The 14,728-nt window shown below is 66.2% G+C and carries 11 protein-coding genes; 8 read left to right on the forward strand and 3 right to left on the reverse strand.

The genetic code is table 11. The annotated features are described in order from the left end of the window. Positions 1 to 195: 195 nt before the first annotated feature. Complete coding sequence (locus ACUXVE_RS05360; RefSeq protein WP_261311936.1) at positions 196 to 1,806, forward strand: MASE1 domain-containing protein; 1,611 nt, start codon at positions 196 to 198, stop codon at positions 1,804 to 1,806. 82 nt (positions 1,807 to 1,888) lie between these two features. Here ACUXVE_RS05360 and ACUXVE_RS05365 read toward each other — a convergent pair whose 3' ends face one another. Continuing rightward, on the reverse strand, positions 1,889 to 2,218 hold the full coding sequence (locus ACUXVE_RS05365; RefSeq protein ID WP_235189914.1) for a hypothetical protein: 330 nt from the start codon (positions 2,216 to 2,218) through the stop codon (positions 1,889 to 1,891). A 256-nt stretch (positions 2,219 to 2,474) separates the two neighbouring features. Between ACUXVE_RS05365 and ACUXVE_RS05370 the strand changes: the two genes are divergently transcribed. After that, positions 2,475 to 3,818, forward strand: a complete 1,344-nt coding sequence (locus ACUXVE_RS05370) for a diguanylate cyclase (RefSeq protein WP_059063890.1) — start codon at positions 2,475 to 2,477, stop codon at positions 3,816 to 3,818. 85 nt (positions 3,819 to 3,903) lie between these two features. Next, a complete protein-coding gene (locus tag ACUXVE_RS05375; protein WP_025875341.1) occupies positions 3,904 to 4,365 on the forward strand; it encodes a bacteriohemerythrin in 462 nt (153 codons plus the stop codon). Here ACUXVE_RS05375 and ACUXVE_RS05380 read toward each other — a convergent pair whose 3' ends face one another. Further along, complete coding sequence (locus ACUXVE_RS05380; RefSeq protein ID WP_033830743.1) at positions 4,366 to 5,646, reverse strand: MFS transporter; 1,281 nt, start codon at positions 5,644 to 5,646, stop codon at positions 4,366 to 4,368. Between the two features lie 147 nt (positions 5,647 to 5,793). Here ACUXVE_RS05380 and ACUXVE_RS05385 point away from each other — a divergent pair, with 147 nt between their 5' ends. After that, positions 5,794 to 6,447: a hypothetical protein gene (locus tag ACUXVE_RS05385; protein WP_229655671.1), complete on the forward strand. Its 654-nt coding sequence runs from the start codon at positions 5,794 to 5,796 to the stop codon at positions 6,445 to 6,447. A 6-nt stretch (positions 6,448 to 6,453) separates the two neighbouring features. Here ACUXVE_RS05385 and ACUXVE_RS05390 read toward each other — a convergent pair whose 3' ends face one another. After that, positions 6,454 to 7,950 carry an aldehyde dehydrogenase gene (locus tag ACUXVE_RS05390; protein WP_222390069.1) on the reverse strand — a complete coding sequence of 499 codons (1,497 nt, stop codon included), beginning with the start codon at positions 7,948 to 7,950 and terminating at the stop codon, positions 6,454 to 6,456. A 202-nt stretch (positions 7,951 to 8,152) separates the two neighbouring features. On the opposite strand from ACUXVE_RS05390, the gene ACUXVE_RS05395 reads away from it, so the two are divergent. The 4 genes from ACUXVE_RS05395 (at position 8,153) to ACUXVE_RS05410 (ending at position 14,660) form a co-directional block, all read left to right on the forward strand. Continuing rightward, complete coding sequence (locus tag ACUXVE_RS05395) at positions 8,153 to 9,505, forward strand: aspartate aminotransferase family protein (RefSeq protein ID WP_445513958.1); 1,353 nt, start codon at positions 8,153 to 8,155, stop codon at positions 9,503 to 9,505. Between the two features lie 63 nt (positions 9,506 to 9,568). Beyond that, a complete protein-coding gene (locus ACUXVE_RS05400) occupies positions 9,569 to 10,453 on the forward strand; it encodes a plasmid replication/partition related protein (protein WP_140226536.1) in 885 nt (294 codons plus the stop codon). Between the two features lie 115 nt (positions 10,454 to 10,568). Then, the gene (locus ACUXVE_RS05405; protein WP_445513959.1) at positions 10,569 to 11,855 is read left to right on the forward strand and encodes a DUF445 domain-containing protein; all 1,287 of its coding nucleotides are present in this window, start codon (positions 10,569 to 10,571) and stop codon (positions 11,853 to 11,855) included. Positions 11,856 to 12,434: 579 nt separating this feature from the next. Next, positions 12,435 to 14,660, forward strand: a complete 2,226-nt coding sequence (locus ACUXVE_RS05410) for a TonB-dependent siderophore receptor (RefSeq protein ID WP_445513960.1) — start codon at positions 12,435 to 12,437, stop codon at positions 14,658 to 14,660. Positions 14,661 to 14,728: the final 68 nt, after the last annotated feature.

Raw genomic sequence — 14,728 nt, forward strand, 5'->3', positions numbered from 1 at the left:
GATCAGGAAGCGAGCTGAATCTACCGCCCGCCGAAAACTGTGAAACTCGTCGCCGCCGGTATTCCTGTGATGACTTTCTCACTTGCCGGGCCGAGCGCTGAGGCGATTGCATAATCGAACGCGTGTCGATACCGTCGCTGAGAACCGGGTCCCGCGGCGAATGGATGCTGACAGGGAACGTACTGTGAAGGGGTAGTGCGATTGAACTGGTGGAATGAAGGCCTGCAGCTGAAGTTGCGTATCCGCCCGGCGGGGCTGGTCCTTGCGCTGCTGTACGCCATTGCATGCTGGGCGTCGCGCCAGTTGTCGCTCGACCAGTTCTATCTGCCGGCCGGCGTCCGCGTCGCTGCAGTGCTGTTGTTCCCCCCGCGTTGGTGGCCATACCTGCTGCTGGGCGAATACGCCTACTTTACGCAGATGCGCGTGCCAATGATCGAGAAGTATGGGCTGGCCTGGATCGTACTTGGTTCGGCACTGCTGATGCCTGCCGTGATGCTGATCGTGCATCTCCACCGGAAAATGATGGTGACCACGAAGAATGCGTGGCTGATTTCAGTCGCGGCGGCTTCGGCGCTGGTGGTCACCGCGCTCAATCTGATGCTGGCACACCTTCTCTGGCCGACACCACCCGAGATGCCGGTGATTGCCAGCATCGCACGCTTGGTGGTTGGCGACTTCATCGGCATTCTGACCCTTGCGCCGCTCGCGTTGCTGTGGACACGACGGACCAGCAACGCCCGGTGGACGTCAGGCTTTGCCCCGCCTGCACTCGCCGCCCTGACGATGATGGCGATGATTGGTCTGTATGCCGCACAGCTGCCCTTGGACGAAGTCAATGCCAAGACGTCGATGCAGCTGCTGATGGCGCTGCCGGTCGTCGTGCTTACCTGCCTGTACGGCTGGCGAGGTGCGGCGATCGGAGTGCCCTCGCTCAACCTGATCATCGGCCTCACCACGCCCAGTCCCTACACGGGAGCATTCGATCCAGCCGCCTTCGCGACCCAGCAGATAATGGCGGTCACCGGCGCTGCACTGTTGGTGCTGGGGTCGCGCATTACCCACTACTACCACCGTTCGCGATTGGGCGAAGTGGGTGAAAGGGATGCGCTCAAGCATGCGCGAAATTCACTGGTGGCAAGCGAGCTAGATCTCCGCGAGCGCGCGCGGCACCTGAGGAAACTGGGGGACGGTATCGACACCTCGCTCAGCGAGGTGGTGAACTGGCTCAATGCTCAGGGCCATCCCACTATAGCGAACAGCCTTCTGCACATGGCTTCGGTCCATTCGCGACAGTTCAGGGAACAGACCAGCATGGTCTATCCGGCCGCGTTGGAACATCTCGGGCTCTATGTCGCCCTCCAGGCCGGCGGCGTACGTGAAAGCTGGGACCTGAGCCATCGGGTGATGCGCCCTCGCCTGCTCGGCGATCCCTGCCAGCTCAGCGTCGGCCTGCAGCTAGCCGCCTATCGCGCACTCACCGATGCTGTTTCGCTGTTGATCAACAGTGAATCAGGCCAGATCCGCATCCGCGTACGTTGCGGCCAGACAGGCGGACGCCGCGGCATCCTGATGACGGTCGCACTACTGGATTCATACCGCACCCTGTCACCGTCCACCGTTACCGCCACGGTCGAGCGCTTGGCTGGCCGGACGATTGCGTATGGCGGGACAGTGCAGTGCCATCGGAACCGGATACGGATGGCGATGGTGGAAACGGATGATTCCGCCGCCCTCGGCATGGCATCGTTCAACGCGATGGATCACGTAACGGCCTTCGGCCAGGGAAACTCGCAGACCCAGACCTGACGCCCGGGGTCTGCTCGGCCGCGTCCATCGTGGCAATCGCAGCGGCGCGGAGACCCCGACGCCGCTGCGCTCCTCACTGTCTTTAAGGTGTTTCGACCGACCAGATAACGTCGCTGCCGCTGCGGTAACGCACCAGCGAGAAATCACTGGCGCTGTAGATCTGCGAGCGGGTGGCACCTGCCGGTATCTGGATCTGCTGCTGGGGCAGCGAAACCCGGGCCGCGTTGTTGCCTGCTGGCAGCACCCAGTATGTGCCTCCAGCATTGCCGATGATCAACTGCACGTTTCCGAGCAGGTCATTCACCTGTAGATAGGTGATCCCATCGCGCTGGAATCCAAACAGCTGCCAGCTGGGGTCTTGACTGAGATTGATCGCGGCAGGACTTGCCTGACCCAGTCCAGCAGTTGCCAACGGCTTTCCATGGAAGTCCGACGGACCGCCCGCGAATGCCGGGGCAGCGGCGAGAATCAAAAATGCAGTGGTCGCACCAAAACATGAAAATCGCACAGTGACCTCCAGGTCGAAGTTAACATCAGGAACCTCCAGCAGATACTAACCGCTTCCCATCCAATCAATGTGCCAGGCGGCGGGTACGGACGTTTTTGTCCTAAAGTTGCACCTGAAACCGCCGCTATCGGTGCCGAGCCCTCCCACGTGAGCCCGCATCATGCCCGTCCTGCCGCAGGCCGCTGTCGATGGCGACCTGGCCGATCCGCTGCCGCAGCGCATCCTGCTGGTGGAAAATTCCCGTGCCTTCACCGGCATGCTGCGCGAAGCCATCGAACAGCGCCTGGAGCTGCCGGTGGTGGTGGCCAGCTCGCTGGCCGAAGCTGATCGCCTGCTCAGTGAAGAAGGCGGCTGGTTCCTGGTGCTGACCGGGCTGGTGCTGGCCGATGGCGACCGCGACGCGGTGGTCGAGTTCTTCCTCAAGCGCAACCTGCCGACGGTGGTGGTCAGCGGTGTGTACGACGAGGACCTGCGCAAGCGCGTGCTGCAGCAGCAGATCATCGATTACGTGCTGAAGAACACTCCGGGCAGCATCGACTATCTGGTCTGGCTGGTGCAGCGCCTGGAACGCAACCGGCGCATCGCCGCGCTGGTGGTGGACGACTCGCCGTCCGCACGCGGCTATGCCGCCGCCCTGCTGCGCATGTACGGTCATGAGGTGTACGAGGCAGCCGATGGCAGCGAAGGCCTGGCGGCGATCGAGGCGCACCCGGCGATCCGCCTGGCCGTGGTCGATCAGGAGATGCCGGGCATGCAGGGCGTGGAGTTCACCCGACGCCTGCGCACCCTGCGCTCGCGCGACAAGGTGGCGGTGATCGGCATTTCCGGCAATACCGATGCGTCGCTGATTCCGCGCTTCCTGAAGAACGGCGCCAATGACTTCCTGCGCAAACCCTTCTCGCGTGAAGAGTTCTTCTGCCGTGTCTCGCAGAATGTGGACCAGCTGGAACTGATCGGCACGCTGCAGGACCTCGCCACCCGCGATTTCCTCACCGGCCTGCCCAACCGCCGCTGCTTCCTGGAACAGAGCCAGCGCCAGCTGCCGCAACTGCAGCTGCATGGCCAGTGCGTGGCGGTGGCGATGATCGACATCGACCATTTCAAGCACATCAACGACACCCACGGCCATGAGGCCGGTGACGATGCACTGCGCGCGGTCGCCCGTGCTGTCGGCGACCACGCGCGAAGCCAGGACCTGATCGCGCGCTTCGGCGGCGAGGAATTCTGCCTGCTGGTGCCGGACATGGAACAGGACGAAGCCCTGCTCTATTTCGAGGAGCTGCGCCAGCGCATCGCCGCGCTGGAAGTGGACATCGGCAGTGCCACGCTGCGCATGACAGTCAGCATCGGCTTGTGCTGCCTGCGGCCGCAGCGTGATGCGCTGCACCGGCTGATTTCCGAGGCCGATCGCCAGCTGTACCTGGCCAAGGCCGGAGGCCGCAACCGGGTCAGCTGCACCACGGTGGCCAGCCCGCTGCGCCCGCGCGAGGCTGCGCTGTCCTGACAGGCATGCCTTGATCCAGATCAACGCCGCCCGTGGGCGGCGCCTCTACAGTCGGCCCCGACATCAGCATGAAGGGGAGCCGGGGATGGCACTACTGGTCTGGCAGGACGATCTGAACATCGGCATCGATGTGATCGATCAGCAACACCGCCGCATCATCGAAATGCTCAACCACCTGCACGTGGCGCAGACCAGCCTGCAGCGGGCAGCGGTGGGCGAAGTGATCGACGAGGTGGTGGACTACACCATGTCGCACTTCGCATTCGAAGAAGAGCTGATGGAAGAAGCGGGCTATCCATTCTGTGCCGCGCACAAGCGTGTGCATGAGGTCTTCATCAAGCGGGTATCGGAATACCGCATGCGCTTCCAGGCCGGTGAGGACATCAGTGACGAGTTGCGCACCATGCTCTCGCGCTGGCTGTTCAACCACATCCGCGGCGACGACCAGGCCTATGCCGAACAGGTCAAGCAGCACCTGAACCAGTTTGCCCGCGAGCACCAGAGCGGCGGCTGGCTGGGCCGCACGCTCAAGCGCTTCTTCGGCTGATCAGCGCTGGCGGCGCTGCAGGGCGAGCAGCGCGCACAAGGTGATCACTGCGGTCAGGCACAGGTAGTAGCCGACCGCGACCAGCCCATAACGCTCTGCCAGCCAGGTCGCCAGGTACGGCGCCGGGGCTGCGCCCAGAATGCCGGCCAGGTTGAACGACAGCGAGGCACCGGTGTAGCGCACTTCCACCGGATAGATTTCGGCCAGGAACGTGCCGCACGGGCCGTAGGTCAGCCCCATCAGGAACAGACCCAGGCACAGGAACGTCAGTACCAGCCACGGGCTGCCGGCCTGGAACAACGGCGCGAACAGCACACCGAAGCCGATGATCAGCACGCTGGCGATGGCCATCGTGCGGCGCGTTCCCCAGCGATCACCGTAGCGCGCCGACAGCGGGATGCCGGCGGCGAAGAACAGCATCGCCACCATCTGCATCAGCAGGAACTGCTCGCGGCTGTAGCCGAGCACGGCGGTGCCATGGCCGAGGCTGAACACCGTCATCAGGTAGAACAGCACGAAGGTGGCGAACGCCCCCAGCGTGCCCAGCAGCATCGGCAGCGGATGGTCGCGCAGCACCGTCCACATCGGCAGGCGCACCGGCGCCTTGCGCTCCAGCGCGCGCTTGAAATCCGGTGTCTCGTGGATGTTCAGCCGCACCCACAGGCCAAGGCCGACCAGCAGCGCGCTGGCAACGAACGGAATGCGCCAGCCCCATTGCAGGAAATCGTCCTGGCCCAGAAAGCGACCGAGCAGCAGAAAGATGCCGGCTGACAGAAGGAAGCCGATCGGTGCACCCAGCTGCGGGAACATGCCGTACCAGGCGCGCTTGCCCGGCGGCGCATTCTCGGTGGCCAGCAGCACCGCCCCACCCCATTCGCCGCCCAGGCCCAGGCCTTGGCCGAAGCGGCACAGCGCCAGCAGTGCCGGCGCCCACAGGCCGATCTGCGCATGGGTGGGCAGCAGGCCGATGGCGACCGTGGACAGGCCCATGGTCAGCAGCGCGGCCACCAGGGTGGCCTTGCGGCCGATACGGTCCCCGAAGTGACCAAACACCGCCGAGCCCACCGGGCGTGCGATGAACGCCACCGCGAAGGTGGCCAGGGACTGCAGCAAGGCGGCCTGGTCGCTGCTTTCCGGGAAGAACAGGTGCGGGAACACCAGCACCGCGGCGGTGGCGTAGATGTAGAAGTCGAAGAACTCGATGGTGGTGCCGATCAGGCTGGCCAGCAGGACACGGCGGGGAGAATTCACGGGTGGCGCGGCAGCGGTGATCGTCGACATCGGCAAGGCGGGTAACGGCGGATCGACCGATTCTGCCACGCTTGGCCGCCCCGCCGGGGCAATGGTTTCAGGCGACACCGAGGCCAACGAATTCTTTCCCGGGGGCCGCTACGCTGCACCACCGGTCCCTGCATGGATGCTTCACCGATGGGTTCTGCCGCCCCGCAGTCGTGCTCCGATTCCCCGCTGCTGCCTCGCCTGGCTGCATGGCTGGTGGTGCTGCTGGTGCATCTGCTGATGCTGTGGTGGCTGTTGCATGCGGGGCGCATCGCCTTGATCGCACACGACAATTCGCGGATCAGCCTGCGTTGGCTGCCGCCGGAAGCGCCGCCGATGAGCCGTCTGGTTGTCGATGCATCACGGCCGGCGGCTGCGCCGCACCAGGTTCCGCACGCCCCCGCGCTTCCTACTGCGCAGGCCAAGCAGCGCTCAGCGCATGTCGATCGGCAACGCAGCGCGGCTGCGCGCAACCAACCACTGAATCTGAGGCTGCCGGCTGGCAGCATCGATGGTGGCGATGGCATCACTGCCGAGGGTGTGGCCGCAAAGCTGATCGGCCGCCGTGAGGTGCATGCGGCGTTCGCCCCCCGTCGCCCACCTTTCCGGATCCACCGGCAAATGACGCCCGAGCAGATCCTGCAGGGTGTTGCCCAGATGCTCGGCACCTGGCCACCGGGCTACATGGTTGACCCGTGCACGCTGGGCCAGCAGGACATGCACTACTTCCAGAACGCAGTGGAGGAAGTGGACCGGCAGTTGCTGCGCGAGGCGGTGCTGCAGGTCAGTGCAAGCTGCCGGTAGCGCGGTCTACAGCTGGATCCAGGTGGCCTTGATCTCGCTGTACTTGTCGAAGGCGTGCAGCGACTTGTCGCGGCCGTTGCCGGACTGCTTGTAGCCACCGAACGGTGCCGTCATGTCACCGCCGTCCCAGCCGTTCACCCACACGCTGCCCGCGCGCAGTTGGCGGGCTACGCGATGGGCGCGTCCAAGATCCCGCGTCCACAGGCCGGCGGCCAGTCCATAGCGACTGTCGTTGGCCAAGCGCACAGCCTCGGCTTCGTCATCGAAGCCGAGCACGGCCAGCACCGGGCCGAACACTTCCTCGCGGGCCAATGCCTGTTCCGGGCGTACCTGGTCGAACACCGTCGGCTGCACATAGCAACCGCCCGCCTCCACTTCGGCCCTCTGGCCGCCCAGCAGCAGGCGCGCGCCATCGGCTTCGGCCCGGGCGATATCGGCCAGTACCTTGTCCACGTGCGCGGCATCGACCAGCGCGCCCATCGGTGCATCGGCCTCCAGCGGATGGCGGGGCTGCATGCGTTGGCCGTAGGCGATCACCTGGTGCACGAAGTCATCGCGGATCGAACGCTGCACCAGCAACCGCGAACCGGCGGTGCAGACTTCGCCCTGGTTGAAGAAGATGCCCTGCGCCACGCCCTTGGCGGCCGCATCCAGGTCCGGCGCGTCGGCGAACACCACGTGCGGGCTCTTGCCACCGCATTCCAGCCAGACCCGCTTGAGGTTGGAGCGCCCCGCGTATTCGAGCAGCCTGGCGCCGGTAGCGGTGGAGCCGGTGAAGGCCAGCACGTCCACGTCCATGTGCAGGGCCAGCGGCTCGCCCACGCGTGAGCCGTGACCGGGCAACACGTTGAGCACGCCGTCCGGCAATCCCGCTTCGGCCGCCAGTGCGGCCAGCCGCAACGCACTCAGTGGCGAGCGCTCGGAGGGTTTCAGCACTACTGAATTTCCCATCGCCAATGCCGGCGCGATCTTCCAGCACGCCATCAGCAGCGGAAAATTCCACGGCACGATGGCCGCCACCACGCCTGCGGCCTCGCGCGTGACCAGGCCCAGCTCGCGCGGACCGGTGGGGGCGATTTCACCGTACAGCTTGTCCACCGCTTCAGCGGTCCAGGTCAGGCAGCGCACCACGCCGGGCAGATCGATGCGACGCGCATCGCGGATCGGCTTGCCCATGTCCAGCGTTTCCAGCAGGGCCAGCTCATCGGCGTGCGTCTCCACCAGCGCGGCCAGCGCCAGCAGCACGCGCTTGCGATGGGTGGGGCTGGCCTGCGACCAGTGGCCTGCCTCGAACGTGCGGCGCGCCGAGGCCACTGCACGCTCGACGTCCTGCGCATCACAGTCGGCCACCGCACCCAGTACGCGCCCGTCGATCGGGCTGATGCAATCAAAGCGCGCGCCGCTGGCGGCATCCACGTAGCGGCCATCGACGAACGCTTGCCCGGGAATCGCCACGCGGCTGCGCAGGGCCTGCCAGTGGCTGCGGTCGGGGAAGTCGGCCATGGGTCGCTCCAGCAATCAACGTTCCTTGTTTATACCGGCGCGGCCGCGACCCCACCGTGATCGACCGCGCTGCGCGCTCGCCGGGCATGGCCCGGCGCTGCCACAAGGTCGAGGCCCGAACGGTAGCGCTGGGCCATGCCTGCCGACAGAACCGTGACGCGGCTGCGCTAGAGTCGCAACCATCGGACCCGATGGAGCCGGCATGAAAACCCCTGCAAGCGACCTGCACGACCTGGCCACCCAGCGCCCCGATTCACTGGACGCGTACTGGATGCCGTTCACTGCCAACCGCCAGTACAAGGGCGCGCCGCGCATGCTGGTACGTGCCGAGGGCATGCACTACGAGGACATCGATGGGCGCACCATCCTCGATGGCACCGCTGGCCTGTGGTGCTGCAATGCAGGGCACGCCCGCCGACGCATCGTCGACGCGATCGCCGAGCAGGCCGCCACCCTCGATTACTCGCCGGCCTTCCAGATGGGTTCGCCGCCGGCCTTCGCCCTGGCGCAGCGGCTGGCGGCACTGGCCCCGGCCGGGTTGAACCACGTGTTCTTCACCAGCTCGGGTTCGGAGGCGGTGGATTCAGCGATGAAGATCGTGCTGGCCCACCACCGCCTGCGCGGCGAGGGACAGCGCACGCGCTTCATCAGCCGCGAGAAGGCCTACCACGGGGTCGGCTTCGGCGGCATGGCACTGGGCGGGCTGCCCAACAACCGTCGCCAGTTCGGCCTGCAGCTCGGCGGCGTGGACTACCTGCGGCATACCCTGGACCTGTCACGCAATGCGTTCAGCAAGGGCCTGCCACGCCAGGGCGCCGAGCTGGCCGACGATCTGGAACGGCTGATCGCCCTGCACGATCCGTCCACCATTGCCGCGGTGTTCGTTGAACCCATCGCCGGCTCGGCCGGGGTGATCCTGCCGGCGCCGGGCTATCTGCAACGACTGCGCGAGATCTGCGACCAGCACGGCATCCTGCTGGTGTTCGATGAGGTCATCACCGGCTTCGGCCGGGTTGGCATGGCGTTCGCCGCGCAGCGTTTCGGGGTCACCCCGGACCTGTTGACCTTCGCCAAGGGAGCCAGCAACGGCGCGGTGCCGCTGGGAGGCGTGCTGGTCGGCGACAGCGTGCATGCCAGCTTCATGCAGGGTCCGCCACAGGCCATCGAGCTGTTCCATGGCTATACCTATTCGGGCCACCCCTTGGCCTGCGCGGCGGCGTTGGCCACGCTGGACATCTACGCCGAGGAACGGTTGTTCGAGCGCGCGATCGAGCTGGGCGAATACTGGCAGGAGCGCCTGCACGCCCTGCAGGGGTTGCCGAACGTGATCGACATCCGCAACTTCGGCCTGGTCGGTGCGGTGGAGCTGGCACCGCGCAAGGACGCTCCCGGCAGCCGTGGCTACGAGGTGTTCCGCCGCTGCTTCCACGACGGGCGCCTGCTGGTGCGCTGTACCGGCGACATCATCGCGCTGTCACCGCCGCTGATCGTGGACAAGGCACAGATCGACCAGATCACCGGCACCCTGGGCGAGATGATCCGGGCCACCGCCTGAGGCCAGGCCGGTGCTGGTGAGCGGGTACAATGGGCGGTTCCGCTCCTGCCTGTTGCCGTGCCCATGAACATCGTCGTCAAAGAAGAACTCAAGGCCTACATCGACCCGCTCACCGCCGACGAACACGAGGCGCTGGAGCGCAGCATCCTCGCCGAAGGCTGCCGCGATGCGCTGGTACTGTGGGGCGACGTGCTGGTGGATGGACACAACCGCTTCGGCATCTGCCAGAAGCATGGCCTGCCGTTCAACACCGTGCAGAACACCCGCTTCCAGAGCATGGAAGACGTGCACCTGTGGATGATCGAACAGCACCTGGGCCGGCGCAGCGTTTCCGATTTCCAGCGCGGCGTGCTGGCCCTGCGCAAGCGCGACATCCTGTCCGCGCGCAAGCAGGTCGAACAGGCGCAGCTGCAGCGCGAAAGCGACGGCACCGCCGAGCCCGCCGACGAGGCCGGCGAAGACAGCCCGCCGTGGGAACCGGCGCCGAAGATCAGCCGCGCCGAACTGGCCCGCGAAGCCAAGCTGAGCACCAGCCAGGTGGGCATGATCGAGCGCATCCACGCCCAGGCTGCGGCCGAGGTGGTGGAAGCGGTGAAGGCCGGCGTGATCTCGATCAGCGCCGCCGCCGCCGTGGCCGACCTGCCGGAAGAAGAGCAGCGCGCGGCGGCTGCCGGTGGCAAGGATGAACTGAAGCAGGCTGCAAAGCGCGTGCGTGAGTCCAAGCGCAAGCCGCGTGCGCCGAAGCCTGAACCGGAGTCGGCGGAAATGGACTTCGAAGAGGCCAACGAGGATGAGATCGCCAGCCGCGATGCCGAGGTGCTGGCCGCACTGGAGCAGCTTGGCGAGGATGCCCCGGCGCTGCGCCGCCGCGTGGTTGCCCTGACCCGCGAGAACGACACCCTGCGCGCACAGCTGGCCCATCTGCGCAGGCAGCTGGAAACGCTGTAACGGGTGGGTAGCGCCGGGCCATGCCCGGCGAGCGCAGCGGCGCCTGAAGCGCCGCCGGGCATGGCCCGGCGCTACCGATGCGTCGGCATCATTCGGTGACGGGTAGACTTCGGGCATGACGTCTGCCATCGATCCGCGCCGCGCCCAGCTGCGGCGCCTGAAAACCCTCGCCCTTGGCCTGCTGCTGCTGATGCTGGCCGGTTTCGCGGTCAGCCACTGGCAGGGCGAGCGTGGCATCTGGGCCTGGGTCTCGGCCTTCTGCGAGGCCGCCGCGGTTGGCGCGCTCGCCGACTGGTTCGCGGTGGTTGCCCTGTTCCGGCGGCCGATGGGCCTGCCGATTCCGCATACGGCGATCATTCCGCGCAGCAAGGAACGCATCGGCGACAGCTTGGCCCTGTTCGTGCGTGACCAGTTCCTGGAACCGACGGTGCTGCTGGCCAAGCTGCAGGTATTCGATCCAGCCAGCCGCCTCGGCAGCTGGCTGGCCGATCCCGGGCGTTCACGGATGCTGGCCGACATGGCCCGTGGCTGGGCGCTGCAGGCGCTGGACTTCTTCGATGAAGCTGCGGTGCGGCGGCAGCTGCACAGCTTCGTGGTGCAGCAGCTGCGGCAGTGGAACGCCGCAGCCACCGCCGGCGAACTGCTGGGCCTGCTGACCGCCGATGGCCGCCACCAGCGCGTGCTGGACGAAGGCCTGCAACGGCTGGGGCGCTGGCTGGAGCAGCCGGAAGTGAAGGAGCGCGCCTCGCAGCTGATCGTGCGCTACATCCAGCGCGAATGGCCGACGCTGTCGAGCACGGTGAACTGGGTCAAGCCGATCGATGAGATCGGCGACAGCCTTGCCGAACGCCTGGCGCGCGCGGTGCTTGAGGAGCTGCAGCAGGTGCTGTCCGAGCCGCAGCACCCGCTGCGCCAGGACTACGAACAATGGCTGGGCAACTACGTGCAGCGCCTGCGCGAAGACCCGGCACTGGCCGAGCGCATCGAGCAGCTCAAGCAGGAAATGATCGACCACCCTGCCCTGCAGGACTACGTGCAGGGCCTGTGGTCGCGCATCCATGCCAGCCTGCGCGGCGATCTGCAGCGCGAGGATTCGGCACTGGTCGGTCATCTGCAGCGCAGCCTGGCCTCGCTGGGTGACAGCCTGCAATCGGACCCGGCGTTGCGCGAGGCATTGAACCAGCACCTGCTGGAAGGTGCGCAGCGGCTCACCGGGCGCCTGCGCGAGGGCGTCACCACCCATATCGCGCAAACGGTGAAGAGCTGGGACGAACGTCATCTGGTCGAGCAGCTGGAACTGAGCGTGGGCCGCGACCTGCAGTTCATCCGCTTCAACGGCACCCTGGTGGGTGGGCTGATCGGGCTGCTGCTGCATGCGGCGACGGTGCTGTTCCGGTTCTGAGGGGGTTGGCCGGGCTGCGCCCGGCACCCGCAGAGGCGACAGCAACAACCGAAGCAAACGGCAACAGCGGGATTCCGTGAGATGGCGGGGTGGGTCCGCCGCCGGGGGACGCCGTAAATAGGTCCTTGGTAGGCTCGATCGCGCCTTGCTCGTGTGCGCCGTCCTGCGCACACGGCAAGCCCAGGGTTGGGCGTCCTGCCCAACCCGCCCGACGCATGCCTCGGGCCCATGGCGCTCACGCCCCCGCCACCGGACCCACCCCACCTCCGACAGGTGTCCGGCCAAAGGCACAGCGGCTTGGATCCGCATGTTCGGGGGACGAATGGGGCTGTCACGCTTGCTTAACGAAATGCGAATGCCTATCATTTACTAATCGGTTGTACGCTTAGCCAAGCGGGGCACGGAAGCACGCGCCCACCCGCCCCTTCGCCCGTGTACATCCCCCGACCACTGGGTCGCCTGCCTGCCGCAGGTGGCGCGCCGTCGATGGGAATCACGCTGGGTGACGTGCGCGGAGCGCATGGCTGCCGTGGGTGCGTTTGCCATCGCCTGTTTTTTGTCCTGCATGGAATCGCACCGATGGCTTCTCCCCTGAATACTCCCCGCCCAACCCTGCTGGCCCTGGCCCTGACCGCTGTGATGATCGCTCCGCTGGCCCACGCCGATGCACCGCTCGCTGCCGATGCGCGCACGCTGGACACGGTGAAGGTGACCGCTTACGGCGAGATCGCAAACGGCTACACGGTGAAGAACACCCGCAGCGCGACCAAGCTGGATCTGTCGCTGCGCGAGACGCCGCAGTCGGTCACCGTCATCACCCGGCAACGGCTGGATGACATGGGGTTGTTCTCGTTGTCCGACGTGATGGGCCAGGTCACCGGGGTCAGCGTGTCGGTCACCGACAGCGAGCGCATCAGCTATGTTTCGCGTGGCTACACGATCGAGAACTTCCAGATCGACGGGATGCTCAACACTTTCGGTGGGTCGATCAAGACCAACACCGACAACGTCATCTACGAACGCATCGAAGTGATCCGCGGCGCCACCGGCCTGACCACGGGCGCTGGTGATCCGTCCGGCACCATCAGCATGGTGCGCAAGCGCCCCACCGACACCTTCCAGATGAGCAGCAACCTGACCATGGGGCGCTGGGGTAACCAGCGCCTGGAAGCCGACCTGGGCGGTCCCGTGGCCTGGGACGGGCGCATCCGCGCACGCGTGGTCGCGGCCAAGCAGCAGAGCGATTCGTTCCGCGATGTCTACAAGCTCGACAAGGACGTGTTCTACGGCATCGTCCAGGCCGACCTGACCGACAGCACCCTGTTCGAACTGGGCTATGAATACCAGTCACCGCACACCACGGGCGTTACCTGGGGCGTGGTGCCTTACTGGGGTGCTGACGGCAACCCGGCCAACCTGCCGCGCTCGACCAATCTGTCGGCGTCGTGGAGCGAATGGCCGATCATTGAAAAGACCACCTTCGCCCGCCTCGAACAGCAGCTGGGCAGCGGCTGGTCGCTGAAGGGCAGCGTCAGCCATGCCGTGCGTGATACCGATGGCAGCGTCTGGTACGGCGCAGCCGGCTACCCGCGCGCGGACGGCACCGGCGTCACCGCCTACGTCTCGCACTTCAACGAACACAGCACGATGGACGTGTTCGACGTCAACGTCGGCGGCCCGTTCCAGCTGTTCGGCCGCGAGCATGAACTGGCGTTCGGGCTGGGCCAGTCCGTGCGCAAGGGCGAATCCGAAGCGACCAGCTTCGACACCAGCGCACCGGGCTACATGCAGGTTCCCGACTGGCGCAACTGGACCGGCAAGGTGCCGGTCCTGCCGGTGACACGCTATGGCCGTCTTTCCTCGGAAAACGAGCTGCGCCAGCGCGCCGCCTACATCGCCGCGCGCCTGCGCCTGGCCGACCCGCTGCTGGCCGTGGTCGGCGCCCGCTATGGCAGCTGGGAAACCCGCCAGTGGGGCTACGGCTACGACACCAACGGCAACCGCAACCGCACCACCCGCACCGGCTACAAGCCCGACGACACGCTGACCCCGTACGCCGGCCTGGTCTACGACTTCAATTCGATGTTCAGCGGTTATGTCAGCTACACCGACATCTTCAAGCCGCAGAACTACCGCGACCGCAACGGCAACTACCTTGAGCCGGTGGTCGGCGACATGTACGAGGCTGGCGTCAAGGCCGAATTCTTCGGTGGCCTGCTGAACGCCTCGGCCGCCGTGTTTGAGGGCAAGCAGGACAACGTGGCCGAGATCGATGATTCGGTGCCGCTGAACTCGCTGCCCGACGGCGGCCAGGCCTATCGCTCGACCGGCAAGGGCAACAAGGTGAAGGGTTGGGAACTGGAAACCCAGGGCAGCATCGGCGAGCAGTGGAACATCTCGGCCGGTTTCGCCCGTACCCGGATCCGCAACGCCGCGGGTGTGCTGCAACGGACCACCACCCCGCAGGAAACCTTCCGCCTCAACACCAGCTGGCGGCCGGGCGGCATCGAAGGCCGCTTCTGGCTGGGCGGCGGCGTGACCTGGCAGAGCCGCATCTGGAACAACAGCACCAAGCCGACGGCCGACTACCTGAGCACCGGCCGCACCGAAAGTGCGCGCATCACCCAGGACGCGTTCTACCTGCTGAACCTGGCCGGTGGCTACCGCTTCAACGAGAACTTCAGCGCCCAGCTCAACATCAGCAACCTGCTGGACAAGAAGTACTACAACAACGTCGGCTTCTACCAGGGCGTGTACTGGGGCGAACCCCGCAACGTCAGCGTGACGCTGCGCTGGAAACTCTGATGACCTGATGGATGGTGCCGGTTCTGCGACCGGCACCCGGCCACGGATGGCCAACCCCGGCGCGCTTC

It is taken from the genome of Stenotrophomonas sp. 3(2025) (assembly GCF_052665395.1).